The organism is Nicoliella sp. ESL1149 (assembly GCF_058107265.1).
On record NZ_JBYLUE010000002.1, the window covers coordinates 1,093,391 to 1,116,311 of the forward strand.

Consider the following 22,921-nt stretch of genomic DNA (forward strand, 5'->3'; position numbering starts at 1 on the left):
AGTGATTGTTAAGTTGAAAGGGGATGATGGTAATCAAAATAAATTTTTCGATTGATCCAGAACAATCTGAACATGTGGATTTCTATCTGCATAAAATGACGGAAAGAATTCAAGGGATTGCGAACCAACTTCAAATTGATGATGATCATATTTGGGGATATGACGACAATGAAATTACGCCGTTGAATGATGAAGATATCATTCGTTTTGTTACTGATAATGGTCAAGTTGCAATTGAAACGACGACTCATAAATTTCACACGAAGGAACGGATTTATAAATGGGCTGCTAAATTACCGCGCGATTTTATCCAAATTTCAAGTAGTGAAATTATTAATTTTAAATTTGTTGATCATTTAGAATTGATGGGGAACGGCAGTATTAAGATGTTACTAACGAATGGAAGTTATTCATTTGTTTCAAGACGTTTTTTACCAAAAATCAGAAAGAGGTTGGGAATATGATAATAAAAGAAATGTTTCGGAGTGCCTTTTTAGGAGTGACGATTGGATTAGTTAGTTCATTGTGTTTCTGTTACACTTACGGTGTCAATTATCAACCATCTTCGCCAGCCTTTACTGCTCATTTTTCAAACACTAACAATGCAATGGTGGTTTCAATGATTCTTTGGATGCTTATTGGAATTGCTAGCTATTTTTCAAGCTTAATTTTTAAAATTGAAAAATGGAGTTTATTAAAAAGGACGATTCTTCACGGGATTAGTATTTATATCGAAGTATTATTAATTGGAATTTGTGCAGGATGGTTCACTTTAGATAATGTTGCTACCTTTGGATTCACTTTTTTCTTTTTATTGATTTATGTTGTTATCTGGATTATTATGATGATTCATTATCGTTACGAAATTCATCAGATCAACAATGCCTTGCATAAATAATATATAATCGGATAAAGGAGTGATTAATATTAAAATTGATGTTAAAGAAGTAACTTTATCCGATGTGAATAAATTACAACATTTAAGTAGAACAACTTTTGCGGATACATTTGGCAATGATAATACTGAGGCAGATTTGAATTCATATCTTGATGAAGCCTATAATCTACAGCAACTAACGGCAGAATTGAATAATCCTGATTCTAAATTTTATTTTGTAACAGTAAATGATGAAATTGCTGGTTATTTAAAATTAAATGTGGGAACCGCCCAAAGTGAACCGGAAGGGGCTATGACCTTAGAAGTTCAACGAATTTATATTTTATCGGATTTTAAACGAAGAGGGTTAGGAACGATATTAATAAAATACGCAATTGATCAAGCAAAAGCATTAAATAAAACGGTAATTTGGTTAGGGGTTTGGGAACATAATCAACCGGCATTAAAATTTTATAAAAAAATGGGATTTAAAGAATTTAGTGATCACATTTTTCAAGTTGGTAATGATAAGCAACGTGATATTTTAATGAAAAAAAGTTTGAATTAAAAAATCAGTTAACGAAAAAATCGCTAACTGATTTTTATTATTCTAGATTCAATAGATTATTGAAAACACTTTGTGGTAATTTAATATCACTATGAGCAGCTTGACGTTTATTAACACTTTGTCTTCTAAGCAATGCTTGTTTCTTGGAAATACTATGTTGTTCGCCGTTAACAGCAGCATTTTTGCGTAATGGTGGGATGTCAACACGTGCAATAACGCGTCCTTCCATCACTGCTTGAGCAGGCATTGGATATAGTTTTTTAGGAACCGTGTATTTTAATTTATGCACTAATTCTTGTGCTTGTTTAGCTGCATCAACTCGATGGGTGATAAAGGTCAACGCATCAATTTTTGAATAATTGATTTGAACTTCTATTTTTACGACATCGGAAATGTCGTACCCATCTAGTTTTGTTGATAATGTTGCGTATCCATGTGAAACAGATTTTAATTTGTTGAAAAAATCATATGCAATTTCAGATAATGGAATTCGATAGACTAATTCAACGAGTTTTTGTTGATTTTGCATGTTAATAAATTGACCTTTATGAGCATCTGTTAACTTCATGACATCGTTTAAAACATCATTTGTTGTTGTGATGACAGCATTTGCCATAGGTTCTTTAACGGTTTTGATTTGTTCAAAACTTGGAAACTGGGTGGGATTTTCTACGATGATCGATTTATTATTTTTAAGTGTTACACGATAGGTAACGTTTGGGGCTGTGGTGATAACCTCAATATTGAATTCATCCTTGAGACGTTCACGAATAATTTGTAAATGGAAGATTCCCAGGAAGCCACCTCTAAATCCGGGACCCAATGCATCTGATACTTCTGGAATTAATTGAAGTGAGGAATCATTCAATGAGAGCTTATTAAGTGTCTCACTTAATTCATGATAATCACCTTCAGGGTAAATTCCTGCGTACACCATTGGGGTGGCAGGCTGATATCCAGGAAGTGATTTTGATGTTGGCTGATCATTGTTGGTAATTGTATCACCAACCTGAACTGATTTAGCATTTTTAATACCAGTTACAACATATCCAACGTCTCCAGCATGCATTACCTTTGTTGGGTGCATTGATGGAGTGAAGAACCCAATTTCTTTTGCGTTGAATGTTTCTTTACTGTGCATTAACTTTAGAGTATTACTGGAAGTTAATTTACCGTCAAAAATCCGAATTGAAGCGATGATGCCTTTAAAACTATCGTATTTTGAATCAAATACCAATGCTTTTAATGGTTTTTGTTCATCACCACTAGGAGCAGGAAGCTGATGAACGATTGCTTCTAATACATCATGAATACCAAGCCCTTTTTTTGCGGATATCTGCAAAATTTTATGATTTCTGAACTGGTCGTCTAAATCATAAATTTGATTGGTTGTCATTTCAATTTGAGCATTTGGCATGTCCACTTTGTTAATTACTGGAATGATTGATAGATTAGCTTTTTTAGCCAGCTGAAAATTAGCAAAAGTTTGAGCTTGGACTCCCTGGGTGGCATCTACCAGTAGGATAACACCATCACTAGCAGTTAAGCTTTTAATCACTTCATAATTAAAATCTACGTGTCCAGGGGTGTCAATGAAGTTTAATTCATAGTCTTCATTATTATCTGCGTGGTATAAATTGCGAACCGTTCTGGATTTAACAGTTACCCCATGAGCTTTCTCGACTTCCATGTCATCTAATAATTGTGATTTACTATCTCTTGGATCCACGGTATCAGTCATTTCCATGATCCTATCAGCTAAGGTAGATTTACCATGGTCAATGTGAGCAATGATAGAGAAGTTTCTGATGTTTGATTGTTTCATTATTTATACTCCATTCTAATTCGTAAAAATCTGAAATTAGAATAAAGTACCAACTAAAAGAATCTTTTTCATTGGTTTCACATCCTTAAATAAAGTTTGTACTAGATAATTTAGCATATTTTTAAACTATGTACAATAAAAGCCGTTGACTAAAAATCAACGGCTCCTAAAATTTTATTTTAATAATTTTCAACTAAGTTAAGCAAATGTCTTTCAGCTTTCTTTAAAGCAGCCTTAGCCTTCTTTAAAGTTTTACGAGCTTTGGTTCTAGTCTTGTGAGTAGCAGCATTAGCAACACGCTTCTTAGCTTTCTTAACAGCTTTCTTATCCTTAGCAACCCGTTTCTTAGCAGCAGCTATCTTGCTGTGTGATTTACGGTGATGGGTAGGAGTAGCGGCACTAGATGCAGAACTAGAGTTGGAACTAGCGCTTGATGTTGCAGAACTAGTACTTGAAGCAGAAGATGCAGAACTCAAAGTTGATGCAGAATCAAAACCAGATGCGGCTTGATCAAAAGTGGTTGATAATTTGTTAACGACACCATTGTAATCAGCAATGTCATTTTTAGCAGCATATGATTTAGCATCAGCACTCATTTGATTATAAATAGTGTTCATATCACTATAGGCTGCAGAAGCCTTATTAACCTTGTTTTGTGAGTCAGAAAGCATTGCTTTGTGATCATTGACCGAGTTTAGCAATGAAGTCATTGCAGATGAGTCCTTTGCAGCAGCATATGATTGAATAGCAGCAGAAGCATTGTTTTCAATGGCTGTTTCACTAGCAGTGGCTTCAGCAACACCCTTACTGATTGAAGTGTAACGAGCATCAGCAGAGCTCATTCGACTGGCTGCTGAAGATAAAACAGTATTGGCACTTGAAGCAGCAATTTGGAATCCAGCTGAAGTAAGTGAGCCTGCATTCGTGTTAGTTGCAACTACATCAGCATTCGCATTATTTGCATGATTAGTTTGATTGATAACAGCGCTACCACCAGCAGTTAATGCGGTCATAGCAGCTAAATATAAAAGTGTTTTTTTCATAAATATAACTTCCTTTCACTTTTTATGATTTCATCTTACCATTTTGAGTAGAAATTGATAGTAAATTGATTTGCCATAAGAGTTTCTTTATTACTTTAAGTTAAAGTTAAAAAAGCTACCATTAAACGGTAACATAACTGTTTAAGTGGTAACTTTCTTGTTATTTATTTGTAAGATTTTTGGCTGAAAAAAGTTTTTCGATTTGTTCATCATCTAAAAGGTTTTCGGCCTTGACCAATTCTTTTACACTACGATGTTCTCGTAAAGCTTTTTGAACTAGTTTAGTTGTTTTATTGTATCCTAAGACGGGATTAAGAACAGTTGCAGTTACTGCAGAAGCATAGACTTGACGTTTACCTAGTTCAACGTCCACTTTAGAATTATCGAGACATTTTTCAATGAACATCTCGATAGCGTTCTTTAAGTGTTTTTCACTCATGATTAATTTTTCAAAAATTAAAGGTTCAAAAGCATTTAATTCTAGTTCGCCATGTTCAGCACTTACCGTTACCATTGCATCATGGCCCATCATTTCATAAGCGGTTTGGACCAATGCTTCAGGGATAACAGGGTTGATTTTACCGGGCATGATTGAAGATCCTGATTGAACCTTAGGGAGGAGTAGTTCGCCTAAACCGGCTTGAGGACCACTTGCTAGTAACCGAAAATCATTTCCCATTTTAGCAAGGTTAACTGCGAGTGCTTTTAATGCTGATGAGAACTCGACATAACTATCGCAGTTTTGGGTATCATCAATTAAATCAGTAGCTGTTGTTAAAGGAAGCTTCGTTTCATCTGCCAGATTAACAGTAATGTGTTCTTGATAGTATTTAGAAGCGTTTAATCCAGTCCCAATTGCAGTAGCTCCCATATTAACGATTGCTAAATCTTCTTCAGCGTTATCAAGACGATGGATGTCTCGTTTGAACATGCTAGCATAAGCATGGAAAGAGTTTCCGAACGTAGTTGGAAGGGCATCTTGAAGTTGAGTTCGGCCAACTTTAATATCGTCAGCATATTGTTTAGCTTTTGCTTCAAAAGCACTGATTAAATGTTCAATGCTTTCGCGGAGTGGTTTTATAGTTTTTAACATGGCAATCTTTCCGGCAGTCGGATAAGCATCATTAGTAGATTGGCCTTGATTGACATCATTATGGGAGTCGACAGAGTCTTGAAGATTAGTTAGATAGTTGTTAGCTAAATTTGCGATGACTTCATTAGCGTTCATGTTAGTGGATGTTCCAGCACCACCTTGGATTGCAGTGGTAATGAATTGATTCCGATATTTATCAAAGTTGCTGATTAATTCGTCACAAGCCATCTTAATAGCACGAGCCTTATCCTTGCTTAAAGTTGTACCTTCAGCATTTGTTTTTGCAGCAACCGCTTTAATAGTAATCATTGCTTCATTAATTTCTTGTTGAACCGGTTTTTCAGTTACGGTAAAATTCTGGTGAGCACGGAGGGCATTGATTCCATATAACGCATCACTAGGGACATCCATTTTACCAACAGCATCTTCTTCTACTCTAAACTTCATCTATAACGACTCCTTATATAATATTTATGTTATATCTTATTACATAAGTAACCTTTTTGTCAATAAAAAAAGATATTATACTAAAATTTATACATAGTTTTAATCGACATATGTTAGCTCTTTTGACATATGAGTGAATGGAACCGCACCATTTTGGGTTAAATGAACACAATCTTCGATTCGAACTCCTGCGACTCCAGGAACGTAAATCCCAGGTTCAAGTGAGAAGCACATGCCCTCTTTAAGAACTAAATCATTTCCGCTCTTGATTTCAGGAGCTTCATGAGTACTTAAACCAATTCCATGTCCTAAACGATGAATGAAGTATTTACCATAACCAGCATCAGTGATTACCTTTCGAGCGACTTGATCTAATTCTCCAGCTGTCATCCCCACCTTAGCAGCTTTTTGTGATTCTAATTGGGCCTGAAGAACAGTGTTGTAAATTTTGATTTTTTCAGCGTCTGGTTTACCAACAGCAACGGTTCTTGAAGCATCAGAACAGTATCCATCGTGAACGGTTCCAAGGTCAAATAAGACAAGTTCATTGTTCTTTACCTTATTTTCACTAGTTCCATTGTGTGGTTGTGAAGCGTGGGCGCCAGCTTGGACGAGTGTAGGGAAACTGTTTTCCATGATGCCACGCTTCATTAATGCATATTTAATTTCAGCAGAAATTTCGTTTTCGGACACACCAACCCTAACAGCGTTGAATCCAACTTTGAAACAGAAGTCAGCTTCTTTTCCAGCTGCTTCAAGTTCGCGAATTTCGTCAGGAGTTTTGATCATTTGCATGGCATTGATGGTAGGGGTGACATCTTTGTCAAAACTGCCACTATCAATTGCTTGGGTCAAAGCTTCCACTTTGCCATAAGCTAAGTTATCAGCTTCAAATCCAATGTGTTGGGGGTTCGCAACCCGTTTAATGATTTGTTTTGCCATTATCATCCATGGATTTTCACTATCCTCATATCCATAAACATCGCCTTTAAAACCACTTCGTTCAATTTCTTCAACTTGAAGTGAGGGGGCAAACATGAAAGCATCTTGATCTGGGAAAATAATTAACGCCATGATGCGTTCAATAGGGTCATTGTAGTAGCCAATTAAATATTGAATCGCTTTGGGATTGCTAATGTATGTAAAATCAAGTTGATTATCGTTAGTCCATTTTTGAAGTTGTCCTAGTTTATTCATTGATAAAACCTACCTTTATAATATGAAATTAAATTAACATTATTATATTCTCATAAGTTGGGATGTCAATTGTGATAACGATTTCCGAAGTATTTTTATTATACAAATTCTAAAAATATATTATAATAAAATTAAGAAAATTATTTTTAGAAATGGGGTCTTCAAATGCATTTTAAATATTCAGAGTTAAGTTCGAATCAATTAAATCTGTTAACAAAGAAGTTTAAGTTACATAAATTTGAAAAATTAATGTTAGCTTCTGCAACCTTAGTTGGTGGGATTTCGTTGTTTGGTAGTCATATGGGAAATGTGGCACATGCTGATACGACAAAAACAACGACAAATAATGATGATAAAAGTAAGGAAAATAAAAAACCAACTATTTCATTAGCTGTTCAAGTCAATAATGCAAATCAAAATGGGACAGACTCATCTACAAAAAATGAGGTTGAAGTAACTAGTGATAATACAAAAAATCTAAAAGATGGTCAACATTTAGATATCGTGGTTACTTTTTATGCTGGAGACACTGTATTAGGAACATATACTTATCAAGGAACTGCAAATCAACAATTTGAAATTCCTCATGATGTCTTTGCGAACCAAGGATACTATACTAATGGTGCTATATACACAACGCCAATTAGTGGAACAGATAAAGTAAGTGTACACGTATATCAGGAATTTAACCTTACTTACAACTTTTTTAATGAAACAAATAATGCTAGTTTAGGTTATAAAACTTTTAGAGGTAAACCAAATACTGTTTTTTATCTTTCCACAAATGATATTCCTTCAGGTTATAAAATTGCTAGCGATTATAATAACGGAAGTTATCCTGGATATTATGTATCTAAAGGTGATTCATCAGTATCTGTTAAGTTATCACCTTTACCAGAAAGTACAAGAGTTAATTTTATTTATGATGGACAGAATGTTGGCTATAAAGACTATTCTGGAGTCCAGGGAGATACATTTAATGTGCCGGCTAGTGATGCTCCTTCAGGATATCATTTTAATGGAGCAACATTAAAAACGGATGTTAATAATCCAACTCAAAATGTTCAAGTTGAAAAAGATGCTCAAACTACGTACAATACAACAATTAAGTTTGAATTAGCAGATGGAACTGAGAAGGGTAGTCATACCTATAATGTTACAGATGGTGCAACAATTGTCTATAGTGATGATGTTCCAACTGGCTACTATGTTACCGAAAATAAGGTAGTTAGAGGAACTAACGGTAATCAAACGGTTGTAGTAACGGTTGCTCCAAAGAAATATAGTACAACTATTAAGTTTGAATTAGCAGATGGGACAGTTGAGAAAACTAATACCTATAATGATGTTACAGATGGTGACACAATTGATTACAGTCGTGATATTCCAACTGGCTACCATGTTACCGAAAATAAGGTAGTTAAGGGAACCAATGGTGATCAAACGGTTGTCGTAACTGTTGCAAAGGATTCGGAAGTAACTCACAGAACGACAATTAATTTTGTTGATGAAGATACTGGAAGAACGATTTCAACTAAAAATTATGATGGAGTTTATCCAAACGCTCCAATTAAGTATTTGTCAGATGTTCCTGCTGGATATTATGTTGATGGAAATCAACCAATTAATGGAGCTAATGGTGATCAAACCGTAACGGTTAGAATTAAAAAGAGTGCTCAACCTGGCCCAGCTCCAACGCCCGGGTATCATCCAACTCCTAAACCTGCATCCAGTTCCGCAAGTAATGATTCATATGCTGGGTATGTTGCATCTAATACATCTAGTTCATCAACATCATCAGCTAGCACAACTGACAGTTCAAGTGCTTCAACTTCATCTACTGCTTCTGCCGAACCAGTTCGGGTTTATACACTAAGAAAAGTTGGTTTTTATACTAATCCATCCATGCAAGAAAATGACAAAATTAATACGTTCAAGGAAGAAAAACGAACTAATCGTCCTGAATTTAAAGTCTTAGATAAACAGACTAATTCTGCGGGTCAAGTTGTATATAAAGTTCAAGATCTCAATCCTAATTCCAAGACTTATGATAAGGTTGGTTATATTACTGCTAATTCCATCGATTCGGATAGTCTTTACTACACTGGAGCAGGTGAATCCAATGTTAGGACTAATCTTCGTAACAAAGTCGTTGAATTTGTAAAGCCACGAAAGATTAGGGTTATTAATAAAGCAATTGTAGAATATGCTAATCCTAAGTTCACTGATAAGAAAGGCTACTATAAGAAGGGTAAGAAGCTCAAAGTAGTTTCGATTCATAAGTTAGGAACTGTTTACAGATTTAAGTTAGCAAATGGTAATTACGTTACTGCTAATAAACGATTTGTTAAATTGCTTAATTAGTAATTTTGCACATTAATAATTATAGAAAGCTAAGGATTTTATTCCTTAGCTTTTTTTATATTTATTAAACTATAATTTCATTATGAAATATTGATATTGCAATGTTTTATTCACTATGATAGAGTTAAATATTATTGATAATTTAATATTTGGGGTGTATATTTAATGGCTAGTTTTTGTACTAACTGTGGAAAAAAGATTGAAGATGGAATCAATTTTTGTCCTTATTGTGGAAGCCCACAGAGCAACATGAGTGTTGATAATGATGTTTCATATTACAATGATAATAATGATATCTCATTTGATACTAATTCATACTACTTTGGTGATGATGAATATGGTTATAATGACAATAATCAGCAAAATGAAAAAATTGAATCTACCAATAATCGAACTTTTATTGATGCATTCAGTTTATCATGGAAAGATATGCTAACAGTTAACAGCATAATGAGCAGAGGGGATTATTGGAAGGCTTATTTTATTAACGCAATTTTTTCGATTGGCATATTGATAGTTGCTTCATTTTTATCAGGGCTATTTATTAAACAGCCAGTGTTATTATTTACCCTGGTTCTTGTATATAGTGGAATCGAGGCTTTATTCACAATTAACTACTTTACGGCCACGATTAGACGTCTTCACGATACTGATAGGAACGGTTGGACAATGTTACTTATCTTGATTCCGATTTTAGGGTCAATTTTATTACTTTGTTTATTATGTGTTCCTCATTTTGATAGTAGACGTTTTAATTTGAATCCATTACATACTGATCCCGTAAAACAACCGGGATTTTGGATTAGTTTATTGTTATTAATGGTTATTTTTGTACCATTCAATTGTGTTCAAAATAACCTGATTTCAATTCCAGATAGTAGTAATCAAAAAATTACTAGTCACTCAAGTAAGAAGACTGTTTCTAGTAAGGATGACGATGATAGTTCAGATGATACTGATACTGGTGATTTTGAAAATAAAGCTGTAAAGGGAATTGATAGTGATGACTATAATAGTGGTAAAGCTGCTAATAATAATTTCTCTTATGGTGAATTGATAAAATCGGATGATTTCTTTGGAAAATCATTTAATCTTGAAAATGCTCAAGTTTTACAAGCTGAGCAAAGTGGAAATGCTACTACATTATTAGCATATATTGATGATGATTCTGATAATCTTTTCAAGATTTATTATGCTGATAAGACAAAAGCAGTTGAAGATAGTGTTATCAATGTTCAGGGAATTTTAGGAAATAGAGAAGATTATGATACGAAAATTGGTGGAACTAACACCGTACCAACATTAGTAGCCCATAAAGTAACAGTTATTGGAACTGCTAGTGATAACGAATAATAAATGATAATTGGAGAAAATAAAATGAACAAAAACTTTTGTCCGAATTGTGGAGCTCCATTGAAACCTAATAGCTCATTCTGTCCAAGTTGTGGATATCAACTTTCTAAACAATCATCAATTAATGCCGGCTATGGAAATAATAATTCATCACAGTCCAAATCACCAACGGGTTGGATTATTTTAATACTTCTGATATTCTTAATTTCAGTATTTTCTGGGGTATTCGTATATAATAAATTTTTTAATAGTAATACTGAACCAAAGTCACAAAATCATCAAATCACGAATTCTAAACCTGCTGCAAAAAGTAGTTCAACAGTAAGTAGCCATAGTAAAAAAACGACAATCAATAATAATAATCATTTAAACAATAGTGAGCGTAATATTTCAGCAAATGATACTGATACCTTACTTAGTGATACTTTTACTAAAATTGGCGATAGTGTAACTGATTCTGATGAAGATTTCAGTAATGATTTTGTTGGAAGTACTTCTAATCCTTCATATCAACAAATTAAAAATTGGGTCGATATTCAATCTGCTAATTCAAAAATTGATTCTGTTACGATTGATGTTAGTAATGTTGTTGTTAACGGGAGCAACGTTACTTTTAAGGCGAAATATGATTTTTACCATGGTGATGAAGGAAATGATCACATTCAAATTTTTAATTGGAATGGTAAAATTCAAAATGCCAATGGTAGATTGTTAATTACATCCTGCCAAAGTGATTCAAAACCAATATCAGATTACTATGAATAACAAAAAATCTTAAGGTATGATTCTACCTTAAGATTTTTTTGTTAATTTTAAATTTTCTAGTTCAATTCGTTCATTTTCAAGTAAATCAAGTTCTTCTCTGATTTCACCAAGGGTTTCTAATTGTAGTTTTTTAATTTCAAGATGATGAGGCATTTGATTTTGACTTAATTGATCAAGCTTGGCATGCAAAAGGCGAAGCTCATTTTCAGACTTTAAATTAACGTTGTAATCATTATCCGCATCTAAACGGTCTCTTTGATTGGAACGGTTTTGACTCATCATAATAATGGGAGCTTGAATGGCGGCGATACAACTCAATGCTAGATTCAGTAAAATAAATGGATAAGAATCAAAATCGGCACCAAAAATATGAAAAATGTTGATGACCATCCATCCAATTAAAATGGCAATAAAGATAAAGATAAAAGTCCAACTTCCCCCAAATTTAGCTACATCATCAGCAACTCGTTGTCCAAATGTTTCCGATTGATTCAATGATTCATTGATATCTTTGATTTTGTAGTCTTCTTTTTTCATGGTTCGAGTTAATTTACGATCAATTTTATTATTTCGTTTGTGGTCATCATTAATAAGTTGGTTAATTCGATTAAGTTGATACTTTAGAAGATGCTCGTTACAAATGAAATCATTTCCATTTGCTTTTTTAAAATCATTATGGATATGTCCAAGAATGGTAGAGTCGATTTGATTCAATCTTTTTCCTTCGTTAATGAAGAATTCTTTTTCATCAACAATGCATCGATGAATATCATTTTTAAATCGTTTATCCATTAAAAAAGTCCTCCTAAAGTTAGTAATTTATTTAATTATAAAAAGTATCTTCTCAACAAGCAAGATACTTGAACTGATTAGTAATATTGTTTATATTAAAAAATGTAGTGTACAAAGTAAAAGAGGAGGATTATTGATATGGATTATTTTAAGTTAAATGATGGTAACAAGATTCCTGCCGTTGGTTTTGGAACTTATAAGATTACTGAAAATACTGCTGATGAAGTGTCAGATGCGATTCATGCTGGATACCGTTTGATTGATACCGCTAAAGTTTATGCGAATGAAAAAGGTGTCGGCGAGGGAATCAAAAAGAGTGGCATTGATCGTTCTGAATTATTTGTAACTTCAAAGGTTTGGATTAATGATGCTGGATACGAAAAGACAAAGAAAGCATTAGATGAATCTCTAGAAAAATTAAATTTAGATTATCTTGATATGTACTTGATTCATCAACCATATGGTGATAATTATGGTTCTTGGCGTGCGATGGAAGAAGCTAAAAAAGCTGGTAAGGTTAAATCAATTGGTGTTTCAAACTTCCCTGCATATCAATTAACTGATTTAGCTGTATTCAATGATGTTAAACCAGTTATTAACCAAATTGAAATTAACCCTTGGAATCAACGAAAAGATTTAGTTGATTATTTAAAGAGTTTTGATGTTCAACCTGAAGCTTGGGCTCCATTTGCTCAAGGTTATGACCATATCTTCAGTAATCCAGTTTTAACTAAAATTGCTGACAATCATGGTAAGGGCGTTGGGCAAGTTATCTTACGTTGGCTAAGACAACGTGGAATCGTATCCATTGCTAAGTCAGCTAAACCAGAACGAATGAAAGAAAATATCGACATCTTTGATTTTGAATTAACTGATGACGAAATGAAACAAATTGCTGCAATTGATCGCAAAGATGGAGTTGCTGCTGATCATACTGATCCTAAGACTGTCTTTAAATTAAGTAAATACAGTGATAATTTAAAGGGTCTTGATTAATATCATTATTAATATCTAGTTCATTTAAAAAGTCCTTCTTCTGAGGGGCTTTTTTATTTATACTGGTAATTTAAATACTGTTAAATTAAAATGATAATATGAAAAAGTTAAAGGATGGATGATTTTGTTAGATGCTCACAAAGTAAGTGATCAATTTGATTGGATTCAGGTAAAGGAACCAGAAAGAAATGATTTTGAAACATTATCACAAAAGTATGCAATTAGAAGTGACATTATCAATTATGCTTTTGATATTCACGAACGGCCACGTTTAGAGTTGGATGAAGATAGTGATTATCGATTGTTTATCTATGATGTTCCAATTGAAAGCCGCTTCCGTGGTGGAGTAGCTGTTGAGCCAGTTGCTTTTTTGATTAATGATGATCATTTATTCACAATCACCCGTCAAAAAACGAATTATGTAATTGATATTATTAATTCAGTTCTGAATGATCCTCGGACTAAGGATACAGGCAAAATCTTGGATTTAATTTTAGATTCAGTCTATCAGCTTAGTCTTGGTTATTTTGATTATATTAATCAAGCCAATCGAGAACGAACCGATATTCAACAACATTTTATTCACCGTGCTGATCGAAAATTAATTACGGCATTATTAGCAATTCAGACTCAAATGGTTTACTATTTAACTGCTTTAAATTCGAACAGTGAAATGTTAGCGACTGTTGAGCGGAAACTAGGTTCTGAACTAAGTGAACACCAAAGTGACCGGTTAGAAGATATTTCGATCGAAACAAAACAAAGTCTTTCAATGGCTGAAGTTGCGTCTAGTGTGACAAGAGAAGTTGCTGATGCATATTCTAATGTCTTGGATAGTGATTTGAATAAGACGATGAAACTACTAACTGTTTTTTCAATCTTACTTGCAATTCCAAACATGGTTTTTGCTTTTTATGGTCAAAATGTGAAATTACCATTAGCTGATGATGGTTGGGGAATTACCATTATTTTCTCAATTTTACTTTGTATTTTAGTATGGTATCTTTATCGGCGTTTCTGGTCGTAAAATAAAATCTCCTCTGGTTTATATCAGAGGAGATTTGTTTATTTAATAACCACTTTAGTTCCTGTTGGAACGTGTTGATTGATCCATTTTGCATCTGGGACGGAAAGTCGAATACAACCGTGGGAGTGAGCCGTTTTACCAAGAGCTTTTGCTTCAGCAGGAAGGTATTTTCCTTTGGCATTGGTTGGAACGGTGTGGAATAAATAAATTCCATGGTCTTTCCATGATGTCCAGTAGTGAGCGCCTTCTTTTGAATTTCGGTTATAAAAGAAATTACCACGTTCATTTTGAATATGGAACGTTCCGCGTGGAGTGGAGTTATGAATTCCAGTCGATGCGAACATTGTATAGAGGACCTTATTCTTTGGACTCATTATATAAACCCGTTGATTTTTAATTGATACGTCTAACCAATTATGATTTCTAAGGTTCATGTTTGGATATGGTTTGTTTTGCGATGATTTTCGCCAATCTATAACTGGTTTATTCTTATGATGAATAGTTACTGATTGACTACTTTTTGATGATTGAGTATTCTTATTACTAGTTTGATTACCACAGGCACTTAATAAAGATAGGCTGACTAGAGAAATCCCGATTAATTTCATTTTTATTTTCATTTCATTCACCCCAATACATGCAGTATAGTATTAAAAATTTAAGATATCAATTTAAAAAGGTAGCCATTCGGCTACCTTTATTTTAATCTTTTCGATTTTGAAGTTTAGAGTGATGGATACTGTAAGCGAAGTAAAAGATAACCCCAATTACTAACCAAATTCCAACTGAAATTTTCGTGATGTCAGGAAGAGCAATTAAGAAATAAATTGTGAATACGCCAGCAATAATTGGTAAAAATGGGTACCAGGGCATTTTAAAACCAGTATTCTTAATATCTTTACGATGACGAAGTTTAATAATTCCAAATGAAATAAATGCAAAAGCAATCAATGTTCCAGCGTTAATTAAACTAGCTAATTGAGCAAGCGGTACTAGGCCAGCAAAGAAGGCTTGAACGATAGTTGCGACAATAATTGCATTTTTAGGGACCGAATGTTTACTAGAAACTTTTCCCATTGATTTCGGAAGTAATCCATCTCGACCTAATGCATAAACTAATCGGGATCCACCAATGAACATTGTCATGATGGCAGTAAAAATTCCAATCAATGCCCCAATTGTGATTAATTTGTTCCAAGCGGTTAGGTGAATAACTTGAAGGGCGAAGGCAGCAGGGTCGTCAACGTTTAACTGTTTGTAATTTACAATTCCAGTTAGAACAAGGGAAAAACTAACGTAAAGAACAACGGCAATTACAACAGTTCCCAAAATTCCTCGAACCACATTTTTACCAGGGTCGATTGTTTCTGCTGAATTCGCTGCGAGGGCATCAAATCCAATAAAAGCAAAGAAGACGGTTGCAGCTGCAGTGGAAATTCCTCCTAGACCAATTGGACTACTATGGAATTCTTTTGGATAGAATGGAACATAGTTGCTGGATTTAATATAGAAAACACCAACGACGATAAAGATAATAATAATGGCAACTTTGATTAAAACGGCCCAATTTTCAATTCGCTTAGAAAGTTCAGTTCCGTGAATGATGATGGCTGCAATTAACAACACGATAATAACGGCAGTGATGTTAATTACACCACCTTCCATTGGACTAACCTGGAGGGCTTTAGGAATATTAATTCCCATTGCTGCTAAAATATTATTATTAAAGTAAGCAGCAAAACCAGTGGCTTCTGCAGAAACAGCTAGGAAGTATTCTAGAACTAAGGCCCATCCTAGAATCCAACCAATAAATTCACCATAAATAATGGATCCAAATGAATAGGCTGATCCAGCAATTGGCATTGCAGAAGAAAATTCAGCGTATGCCATTCCTACTAACCCCGAAACAATCGCAGCAAGTAAAAAGGCGATTGCAACAGCCGGACCAGCATGTTGGGCAGCTTCATGTCCAGGAAGAATAAAGATACCGGTACCAATAACGGCCCCAATTCCCAATCCAACCAAATCTTTGGCACGAAGTGTTTTAGCTAAATGAGAATCGGATTGGATAAAGTTATCAACCGATTCTTTTTTGAAAATGTTCATTGAAAAAAAGCTCCTTAAATTATGTTATAATTATAAATATAAGTTATCTGATTTATTAAGTACAATTAATAATCGTGATAGACACATTATGGAAAGGTGATACGTATGAATCGTTTGCTTGTTTTACAAGCTATTTTAGAGACTAATAGTTTTACTAAAGCTGCTGATGCATTGGGATATACCCAATCTTCTGTCAGTCAGATGATCAGTGGTTTAGAGAAAGAAATGGGGATTAAAATTTTAAAACGTTCCCGACATGGAGTTTCTTTAACAGCTGAAGGAAGCGAATTGTATCCATATATTCAACAAAGTATCAACCAATATAAGACATTACAAGAAACAGCGAATGCCATCCGTGGGGTTAAGGTCGGAACGGTTAAGATTGGTGCGATTACCAGTGTTAGTTGCTACTGGTTGCCACCACTTTTTAAAGAGTTCAAGAAAGAATATCCTGGTGTTAATTTCGAATTAAGTCAAGGGGATTATGGAACCATTTCTGAGTGGATCCGGACTGGTCAAGTTGACTTTGGTCTGATGACTGCTAATTACACGGCAGGGTTAAAGAGTGACGTTTTGCATATGACTGAGATGCATGCCTTTCTACCGGAGAATCATCCTTGTGCAAAGCTAGATAAAGTTCCAATTGAAAAATTAACTAAAGATCCATTCATCTTGATTGAAGGTGGGGGTTATAGTGAACCACTAAATGCTTTTTCAGAAGCTGGTGTAGAAGCTAATGTTAAGTATAAGATTCAAGATGATTATACGATTATGGCAATGGTAGAAGCTGGTTTGGGAGTTAGTATCTTGTCTGAATTAGTCGATCGCCGTTCTAATTTTAAAGTCGTTAGTCGACCTGTAGAACCAGCAGTGGTTCGACCATTAGCGGTTGTTTATCGAGATAAAGCCACTTTACCAATTGCTAGTCGATATTTTATTCAATTTATGAATGATCATAAAGATATGTTAGTTTAAATTAAAAAGCTATCCGAATTAATTCGGATAGCTTTTTTATTCAATTGATAATAGCTCAACTTTATTGGCACCGTGAATATCTCTGATTTGATCTAATAATGATTCAATATTTTCAGTCATGTGATTTAAATCTAGTGAAATGGTAACACTAGCAATATTATGAATTGGGATGTTTTGATTGATCGTTAAAACACTTGCGTGATTATCAGCAATTACTTGAAGAACCTTGGTAAGCATACCACGTTCATTATTAAGCATGAAAGAGATAACCGCTTTTCGATCCCAGCTGTTTTTATCAGTATCATAAACCAGGTCACGGTATTTATAATAACTGCCTCGACTGATGCCAACTTTTTTAACAGCATCACTGATTTTTTTCACTTTTCCAGTATTTAATAAATGTCGCGCTTGAATGACCTTATCAAAAGTTGCTGGTAATAACGAACGATCTACAATGTAGAATTTATCGATAGTTACATCTCCCCTTGGGTTCCCTTTACATCCACAGCGACATTTAGTGTCTGCCATTGTGGGAAATGGTTTTGAATTACGTTTTTTATTTTATCACGTTTTTCAGAGGATGACAGAACTGCCATGACAGTTGAACCACTGCCACTTACATAGTAAGGAACATCATAGGTATTAAAAATCTGCTTAAGTTCTGTAAATCCTTGAATTAATTTGGCGCGGTAAGGTTGTTGCATCTTATCAATGAAGCCTTCTTTGATTAATTCTTCATTTCCATTTTGCATGCCAGTGACCATCATTAAAGCATGACTGATTTGGTAAGTGGCTTCAGTGTAATTCATTGTAGTAGGCAAAACTGATCGAGCTTTGTTTGTACTTACTGGAGTATCTGGAATGATGGCTAATAATTGCCATTTTGGATTTACTGGGTATTGGACGACCTGTAAATGATGTCCTTGAGTGTAAGTCGTCATACATAAACCGCCATAGATTGCGGGAGTGACATTATCGGGATGACCTTCAACTTGATTAGCTAAGGTCAATAATCTTTCTTTACTGAAGGGAGTTCGATACCATTCACCAGCGGCTTTAATTCCGCTAACAATACAGGTAGCAGAACTGCCTAATCCTCTAGAAACAGGAACTTTCGTTTGAATATCGATATGCAAATTGGGAATTGGTTTGTTAAGGGCTTGGCATCCTACAATAAAAGCTTTATAAACAATGTTATCTTCGTTCTGAAATTTTTCAGGGCATCCAGTTATTGATAAATGATGTTCACTTTTACTAAACGAGAATTCAGCATATAAATTAATGGCTAGACCCAGACAATCATATCCAACTCCTAGATTAGCGCTGGTAGCGGGTGTTGTAATTTTGATCATTTCCAGTTCGCCTCCACTTGTTGTTTTACATAGTCCGTCATTTGGTTAGGTTCGATTACGGTTTCTTTATTTAATGGAAGGGACCATGTTTTTGCTAATGAAGCTGGCATTTGAAATTTAGTAACGTTAACAAGTTCTTTTGCCGTTTCTTTTGGTGTATCTTGATGATGACCCAAGATTGCATCAGAAACAGCATCAACAAACTTATAAGGACTCGCCGTACTCAATAAAACCATTGGGGTATCATCATCTTGGTTTTGGAACTGTTTCATAACGTGGTAGCCGGTGGCAGTATGGGTATCCATAAGATAGTGATCCATTTCAAAAACCTCTTTAATACTATCTTCAATTTCTTTATCAGTTGCAAAACCGCAACTAAATTCTTTCTTAATAGAAGCTAAAATTTCTGGTTTAACTTGATAACGTCCATTTGATTCAAGTTGATCCATTAATTCTTTTACATATTTGCTATCTTCACCACTCATATAGTATAAAAGTCGTTCAAAGTTACTCGAAATTTGAATATCCATACTTGGAGCAACTGTTTTGAAAAAAGGACGATTTCGATCATAGACACCGTTTTCAAAAAAGTCAGCTAGAACTTTATTTTCGTTACAAGCAATAATTAGTTTTTTGATTGGTAATCCCAATAATTTAGCATAGTAGCCAGCAAGAACATCACCAAAATTACCTGTTGGAACTGTGAAATTAATTTTAGTCCCCATTTTAATTTTGTTATTTACCAGTAATTGTTGATACGAACGGAAATAATAAACGATTTGGGGGATTAACCGACCGATGTTAATGGAATTTGCACTTGAAAGGCTAATGTTATTACCTAATTCTTGTTTAAGTTTTTGATCATTAAAAATCTTTTTGACGTTTGTTTGGGCATCATCAAAATTACCGTTGATTGCAGCAACATTAATATTGTTTCCATCCATCGTTAACATTTGTTGCTTTTGAGTTGGACTGACTCCGTTGTGGGGATAAAAAACGGTAATTCCCATTTGCTTGGTGTTCTTGAAACCGGCCAATGCAGCAGTACCAGTATCACCACTAGTAGCAGCTAGAATCATTACTCTTTGGTGGGGAGTTAGACATTTATTCATTAATTCTGGGAGTAATTGGAGGCCAACATCTTTAAATGCAGCTGTTGGGCCATGGAATAATTCCAAAATATGGAAGTTTCCAACTTTAACTAATGGGGTAATCTGGTTATCTGTAAAAGTATTTTGATAAGCATCATCTAAGCTCTGGTCAATTTCCTTTTCCGAAAAATCTGGGAGGAGAACTTTTAAGATCATTTTAGCCGTTTCAATATAATTTTGATGTGGTAATTGATTCAAATCAACATGTTTATCTTTTAAATTAGGAAGAACAAAGAGGCCCTTATCATCAGCAAATCCTTTAACAATTGCCTGCTTTGCACTCATTTGAACATCGCTATTTCTAGTACTGGTGTATAAATTATCCATTTAAATCGCTCCTTAACTTGCTTTCGTAATATTTACATGATAATATGTTTATAAATAAAAGACAAGTGTTTATTTAAAATAGACACAATAAGGAGCGAGTTAAGATGAAAATTGCGGTCTTAGGAAATGGAACTGTTGGCTCTGGAGTTATTGAACAAGCTAATAAACAACCGAACTTAGAAGTTTCCTACATTTATGTAAGACATGATTTAGATGATTCTAAAAAAACAAATGATTTTGAAAAAATCGTTAATGATGATTCTGTTAACCTAGTAGTTGAAGCAATGGGTGGTTTAGAACCAGCTAGAACTATGATTTTAGATGCAATGAAGCATCATAAACATGTAGTAACCGCAAATAAGGCCGTTGTTGCTAGATACATGGAGGAGTTTCAAAAAACCGCTACAGAGAACAACGTTGCTTTCCAATTTGAAGCAAGTGTTGGAGGCGGAATTCCGTGGTTACATAATTTATTAAGAACAATGCGGAACAACAAAATTACCGGAATTGTTGGAATCCTAAATGGAACAAGTAACTTTATTTTAGATCAAATGCATCGGACGAAACGACCTTTTGATGAAGTTTTAAAACAAGCTCAAGACTTAGGTTATGCGGAAGCCGATCCAACTGCTGATATCGACGGATACGACATTGAAAATAAAATCTGTATTAGTGCTGATCTTGCATACCATACAATTATTAAACCTGATTTACAATCGTACCGGTGGGGCATTCGAACGATGAAAGCACAAGATATTGATTATTTTGAAAAGAACAATTGGGTCGTTAAATTAGTTGGACAAGCGGTTCGGAAAGCCGATGGTTTGAATATTGTCATTGAACCACGTTTGTATCCAAGTGACGCAATTTTCAGTACAATTCATGATAATTTAAATTATGTCCAATTGTTTGGCAATCAATTAGGTATGGTTGGTCTAGCTGGTCAAGGAGCTGGGAAAAATCCAACGGCAGATGCAATCCTAGAAGATATTTTAGATGTTTTAGATGGTCATCAAAGTTCAGTTGGGGCGTTAAATAAAAAATATCCATTGAATCGAGAATGGGCTAAATCAGATTATGTTGTCAGAACGACAGTTGATTTGACTAAGGATGATAGATTAACGGTTGTGACCGATGGTAATTATTATCAAGTTAAATCAATTGAAGTTAATGAAATGCATCAATTAATGGAGAAAATTTGGAATGAAGATAAGGCTGCAATGGCAGCTCGAATTACGAATTAAAAGGAGTGCGTTAAAATGAAAGTTGTTGCAAAGTTTGGCGGAAGTTCTTTAGCAAATGCGAACCAATTTAATAAGGTAAGAAAGATTGTTGACAGTAATAGTAGTCGAAATGTAATCGTTGTTAGTGCAGCCGGAAAGAGTAAGGATCAACCAGTAAAATTAACTGATCAATTGATTGATATTTACGAGCGGATGCAAACAAAACAAGATTATACTGGACAGGTTCAAGCTGTCAGTCAACGTCTTCAATTATTATCTGTTCAGCTTGGATTAAAGAAACCAATTCAAACTTTGTTTAGCAAGATTATTCAACAATTACCTCAACTTTCATATGCAGAATTTGTTTCTCGTGGTGAATTTTTGACAGCTAATTTAATGTCTGCATACTTAGATTATCCAATGATTGATGCCGCTAGATTCCTTGTGATTGAGAATGGTCAAGTTGATTTTAAAGAATCTAAACGACGTTTAGCTGCATTAATGCCAGCTGGTGGACATTGTGTTATTCCGGGCTTTTATGGGGTGAATCAAGCAAATAAAATTCAATTACTACCACGAGGTGGTGGAGATACGACTGGAGCAATCATTGCAAATTTATTAGATGTTGATCGTTACGAAAACTGGACTGATACGAGTGGAATTTTGATTGCTGATCCACGAGTTGTTGATGCCCCATCCGTAATTAATGAACTTTCTTATAATGAATTACAAGAACTATCTTATTTAGGAATGCAGGTATTTCAAGAAGAAGCAATTCAGCCAGTTCGTGTTAAAAACATACCAATTGTGATCAAAAATACGAATCAACCATCTGAATCAGGAACGTGGGTCGTTGATCAAAAAGGAGAACAACGATTGGTTACGGGAATTGCTGGCCGGAAACATCAAACTTTAATTACGATTCATAAATATCAATTAGTTCAACATATTCAAGATTTATTTAATTTGTTCAACAATTTTAAAGCAATGGATGTTAAATTTTCATACGTCTTCAATGGAAATGATCAATTGAATATTACTTTAAATCATTGTAATGAGTTTGTTGAAAATGTTTTAGATGACATCGAGAAAGTTGTTGAACCTGATAAAATAGATGTAGAAACTGACTTAGCATTAGTTGGTGTTGTAACGGATGAACTTCAACAAAACCCATTACTTGTTGGTCAAATCGTTGAATCATTGGCAAATGATAATGTTCCAGTTAAGACGCTATTTCAAGGAAATGGGGACTCTAAGGTAATTTTTGGGGTAAATGATAGTAATTATCATGAAGCAGTTCAAAGTATCTATAGCTTATCTTTTTTAGATCAAATTCATTCTAATATCAAAGTTAGTTCGATATAGGATTTTATTATGTAAATAGGTTTTAAAAAGTTTGCCAGGTTTGGGAGGCTTTTTTATTTTTCTTTATTCATTATT

General features: G+C 34.3%; 21 protein-coding genes. 11 read left to right on the forward strand and 10 right to left on the reverse strand.

All coding sequences use genetic code 11. From position 1 onward, the window contains the following. Nucleotides 1–26: 26 nt before the first annotated feature. From AC3B6G_RS05260 to AC3B6G_RS05270, 3 genes are read left to right on the forward strand one after another with little or no spacing between them, the layout of a single operon-like run. The gene (locus AC3B6G_RS05260; protein ID WP_489849353.1) at nucleotides 27–464 is read left to right on the forward strand and encodes a LytTR family DNA-binding domain-containing protein; all 438 of its coding nucleotides are present in this window, start codon (nucleotides 27–29) and stop codon (nucleotides 462–464) included. After that, the gene (locus AC3B6G_RS05265) at nucleotides 461–898 is read left to right on the forward strand and encodes a DUF3021 domain-containing protein (protein ID WP_489849354.1); all 438 of its coding nucleotides are present in this window, start codon (nucleotides 461–463) and stop codon (nucleotides 896–898) included. Before AC3B6G_RS05260 ends, AC3B6G_RS05265 begins: the two co-directional genes overlap by 4 nt. 19 nt (nucleotides 899–917) lie before the next feature. After that, nucleotides 918–1,445 (forward strand): GNAT family N-acetyltransferase, encoded by a 528-nt coding sequence (locus tag AC3B6G_RS05270; RefSeq protein ID WP_489849355.1) that lies wholly within the window; start codon nucleotides 918–920, stop codon nucleotides 1,443–1,445. Between the two features lie 37 nt (nucleotides 1,446–1,482). Here AC3B6G_RS05270 and lepA read toward each other — a convergent pair whose 3' ends face one another. The 4 genes from lepA to AC3B6G_RS05290 form a co-directional block, all read right to left on the reverse strand. Continuing rightward, nucleotides 1,483–3,270 (reverse strand): translation elongation factor 4, encoded by a 1,788-nt coding sequence (lepA, locus tag AC3B6G_RS05275; RefSeq protein WP_489849356.1) that lies wholly within the window; start codon nucleotides 3,268–3,270, stop codon nucleotides 1,483–1,485. A 179-nt stretch (nucleotides 3,271–3,449) separates the two neighbouring features. Further along, entirely contained in the window at nucleotides 3,450–4,313 is an 864-nt protein-coding gene (locus AC3B6G_RS05280; protein ID WP_489849357.1) for a hypothetical protein, read from the reverse strand. Nucleotides 4,314–4,473: 160 nt separating this feature from the next. Further along, the gene (locus tag AC3B6G_RS05285; protein ID WP_489849358.1) at nucleotides 4,474–5,853 is read right to left on the reverse strand and encodes an aspartate ammonia-lyase; all 1,380 of its coding nucleotides are present in this window, start codon (nucleotides 5,851–5,853) and stop codon (nucleotides 4,474–4,476) included. A gap of 99 nt (nucleotides 5,854–5,952) precedes the next feature. After that, nucleotides 5,953–7,050, reverse strand: coding sequence for an aminopeptidase P family protein (locus AC3B6G_RS05290; protein ID WP_489849359.1), 1,098 nt, complete (start codon nucleotides 7,048–7,050; stop codon nucleotides 5,953–5,955). Between the two features lie 165 nt (nucleotides 7,051–7,215). On the opposite strand from AC3B6G_RS05290, the gene AC3B6G_RS05295 reads away from it, so the two are divergent. The 3 genes from AC3B6G_RS05295 (at nucleotide 7,216) to AC3B6G_RS05305 (ending at nucleotide 11,532) form a co-directional block, all read left to right on the forward strand. Continuing rightward, nucleotides 7,216–9,414, forward strand: a complete 2,199-nt coding sequence (locus AC3B6G_RS05295; RefSeq protein WP_489849360.1) for a DUF5776 domain-containing protein — start codon at nucleotides 7,216–7,218, stop codon at nucleotides 9,412–9,414. A 165-nt stretch (nucleotides 9,415–9,579) separates the two neighbouring features. Further along, a complete protein-coding gene (locus AC3B6G_RS05300) occupies nucleotides 9,580–10,767 on the forward strand; it encodes a DUF805 domain-containing protein (protein WP_489849361.1) in 1,188 nt (395 codons plus the stop codon). Nucleotides 10,768–10,791: 24 nt separating this feature from the next. Further along, entirely contained in the window at nucleotides 10,792–11,532 is a 741-nt protein-coding gene (locus AC3B6G_RS05305) for a zinc ribbon domain-containing protein (protein WP_489849362.1), read from the forward strand. Between the two features lie 27 nt (nucleotides 11,533–11,559). Here AC3B6G_RS05305 and AC3B6G_RS05310 read toward each other — a convergent pair whose 3' ends face one another. Beyond that, complete coding sequence (locus AC3B6G_RS05310; protein WP_489849363.1) at nucleotides 11,560–12,324, reverse strand: DUF1003 domain-containing protein; 765 nt, start codon at nucleotides 12,322–12,324, stop codon at nucleotides 11,560–11,562. A 138-nt stretch (nucleotides 12,325–12,462) separates the two neighbouring features. Between AC3B6G_RS05310 and AC3B6G_RS05315 the strand changes: the two genes are divergently transcribed. Both AC3B6G_RS05315 and AC3B6G_RS05320 read left to right on the forward strand, forming a co-directional pair. Then, nucleotides 12,463–13,320 carry an aldo/keto reductase gene (locus tag AC3B6G_RS05315; RefSeq protein ID WP_489849364.1) on the forward strand — a complete coding sequence of 286 codons (858 nt, stop codon included), beginning with the start codon at nucleotides 12,463–12,465 and terminating at the stop codon, nucleotides 13,318–13,320. A 124-nt stretch (nucleotides 13,321–13,444) separates the two neighbouring features. Further along, a complete protein-coding gene (locus AC3B6G_RS05320; protein WP_489849365.1) occupies nucleotides 13,445–14,347 on the forward strand; it encodes a magnesium transporter CorA family protein in 903 nt (300 codons plus the stop codon). Nucleotides 14,348–14,385: 38 nt separating this feature from the next. Here the strand turns inward: AC3B6G_RS05320 and AC3B6G_RS05325 are convergent, their stop codons facing one another. Both AC3B6G_RS05325 and AC3B6G_RS05330 read right to left on the reverse strand, forming a co-directional pair. Then, nucleotides 14,386–14,967, reverse strand: a complete 582-nt coding sequence (locus AC3B6G_RS05325) for a L,D-transpeptidase (RefSeq protein WP_489849366.1) — start codon at nucleotides 14,965–14,967, stop codon at nucleotides 14,386–14,388. A gap of 82 nt (nucleotides 14,968–15,049) precedes the next feature. After that, the gene (locus AC3B6G_RS05330; RefSeq protein ID WP_489849367.1) at nucleotides 15,050–16,453 is read right to left on the reverse strand and encodes an APC family permease; all 1,404 of its coding nucleotides are present in this window, start codon (nucleotides 16,451–16,453) and stop codon (nucleotides 15,050–15,052) included. A 105-nt stretch (nucleotides 16,454–16,558) separates the two neighbouring features. On the opposite strand from AC3B6G_RS05330, the gene AC3B6G_RS05335 reads away from it, so the two are divergent. Next, a complete protein-coding gene (locus tag AC3B6G_RS05335) occupies nucleotides 16,559–17,428 on the forward strand; it encodes a LysR family transcriptional regulator (RefSeq protein WP_489849368.1) in 870 nt (289 codons plus the stop codon). Nucleotides 17,429–17,464: 36 nt separating this feature from the next. Here AC3B6G_RS05335 and AC3B6G_RS05340 read toward each other — a convergent pair whose 3' ends face one another. The 3 genes from AC3B6G_RS05340 to thrC are packed head-to-tail and all read right to left on the reverse strand — an operon-like array spanning nucleotide 17,465 to nucleotide 20,258. Continuing rightward, nucleotides 17,465–17,899 (reverse strand): ACT domain-containing protein, encoded by a 435-nt coding sequence (locus AC3B6G_RS05340; protein WP_489849577.1) that lies wholly within the window; start codon nucleotides 17,897–17,899, stop codon nucleotides 17,465–17,467. A gap of 2 nt (nucleotides 17,900–17,901) precedes the next feature. Next, the gene (gene thrB, locus AC3B6G_RS05345) at nucleotides 17,902–18,780 is read right to left on the reverse strand and encodes a homoserine kinase (RefSeq protein ID WP_489849369.1); all 879 of its coding nucleotides are present in this window, start codon (nucleotides 18,778–18,780) and stop codon (nucleotides 17,902–17,904) included. After that, nucleotides 18,777–20,258, reverse strand: a complete 1,482-nt coding sequence (gene thrC / locus AC3B6G_RS05350) for a threonine synthase (protein ID WP_489849370.1) — start codon at nucleotides 20,256–20,258, stop codon at nucleotides 18,777–18,779. Before thrC ends, thrB begins: the two co-directional genes overlap by 4 nt. 104 nt (nucleotides 20,259–20,362) lie before the next feature. Between thrC and AC3B6G_RS05355 the strand changes: the two genes are divergently transcribed. Both AC3B6G_RS05355 and AC3B6G_RS05360 read left to right on the forward strand, forming a co-directional pair. Then, entirely contained in the window at nucleotides 20,363–21,502 is a 1,140-nt protein-coding gene (locus AC3B6G_RS05355; RefSeq protein ID WP_489849371.1) for a homoserine dehydrogenase, read from the forward strand. Between the two features lie 15 nt (nucleotides 21,503–21,517). Further along, a complete protein-coding gene (locus tag AC3B6G_RS05360) occupies nucleotides 21,518–22,846 on the forward strand; it encodes an aspartate kinase (RefSeq protein WP_489849372.1) in 1,329 nt (442 codons plus the stop codon). Nucleotides 22,847–22,921 lie beyond the last annotated feature (75 nt).

What these genes read in the sequence shown, in the direction of transcription:
- AC3B6G_RS05260 (WP_489849353.1), top strand. Translation starts at nt 27, where the DNA reads ATGGTAATCAAAATAAATTTTTCGATTGATCCAGAACAATCTGAACAT.
- AC3B6G_RS05265 (WP_489849354.1), top strand. Translation starts at nt 461, where the DNA reads ATGATAATAAAAGAAATGTTTCGGAGTGCCTTTTTAGGAGTGACGATT.
- lepA (WP_489849356.1), bottom strand. Translation starts at nt 3,270, where the DNA reads ATGAAACAATCAAACATCAGAAACTTCTCTATCATTGCTCACATTGAC.
- AC3B6G_RS05280 (WP_489849357.1), bottom strand. Translation starts at nt 4,313, where the DNA reads ATGAAAAAAACACTTTTATATTTAGCTGCTATGACCGCATTAACTGCT.
- AC3B6G_RS05285 (WP_489849358.1), bottom strand. Translation starts at nt 5,853, where the DNA reads ATGAAGTTTAGAGTAGAAGAAGATGCTGTTGGTAAAATGGATGTCCCT.
- AC3B6G_RS05290 (WP_489849359.1), bottom strand. Translation starts at nt 7,050, where the DNA reads ATGAATAAACTAGGACAACTTCAAAAATGGACTAACGATAATCAACTT.
- AC3B6G_RS05295 (WP_489849360.1), top strand. Translation starts at nt 7,216, where the DNA reads ATGCATTTTAAATATTCAGAGTTAAGTTCGAATCAATTAAATCTGTTA.
- AC3B6G_RS05300 (WP_489849361.1), top strand. Translation starts at nt 9,580, where the DNA reads ATGGCTAGTTTTTGTACTAACTGTGGAAAAAAGATTGAAGATGGAATC.
- AC3B6G_RS05305 (WP_489849362.1), top strand. Translation starts at nt 10,792, where the DNA reads ATGAACAAAAACTTTTGTCCGAATTGTGGAGCTCCATTGAAACCTAAT.
- AC3B6G_RS05310 (WP_489849363.1), bottom strand. Translation starts at nt 12,324, where the DNA reads ATGGATAAACGATTTAAAAATGATATTCATCGATGCATTGTTGATGAA.
- AC3B6G_RS05315 (WP_489849364.1), top strand. Translation starts at nt 12,463, where the DNA reads ATGGATTATTTTAAGTTAAATGATGGTAACAAGATTCCTGCCGTTGGT.
- AC3B6G_RS05325 (WP_489849366.1), bottom strand. Translation starts at nt 14,967, where the DNA reads ATGAAAATAAAAATGAAATTAATCGGGATTTCTCTAGTCAGCCTATCT.
- AC3B6G_RS05330 (WP_489849367.1), bottom strand. Translation starts at nt 16,453, where the DNA reads ATGAACATTTTCAAAAAAGAATCGGTTGATAACTTTATCCAATCCGAT.
- AC3B6G_RS05335 (WP_489849368.1), top strand. Translation starts at nt 16,559, where the DNA reads ATGAATCGTTTGCTTGTTTTACAAGCTATTTTAGAGACTAATAGTTTT.
- thrB (WP_489849369.1), bottom strand. Translation starts at nt 18,780, where the DNA reads ATGATCAAAATTACAACACCCGCTACCAGCGCTAATCTAGGAGTTGGA.
- thrC (WP_489849370.1), bottom strand. Translation starts at nt 20,258, where the DNA reads ATGGATAATTTATACACCAGTACTAGAAATAGCGATGTTCAAATGAGT.
- AC3B6G_RS05355 (WP_489849371.1), top strand. Translation starts at nt 20,363, where the DNA reads ATGAAAATTGCGGTCTTAGGAAATGGAACTGTTGGCTCTGGAGTTATT.
- AC3B6G_RS05360 (WP_489849372.1), top strand. Translation starts at nt 21,518, where the DNA reads ATGAAAGTTGTTGCAAAGTTTGGCGGAAGTTCTTTAGCAAATGCGAAC.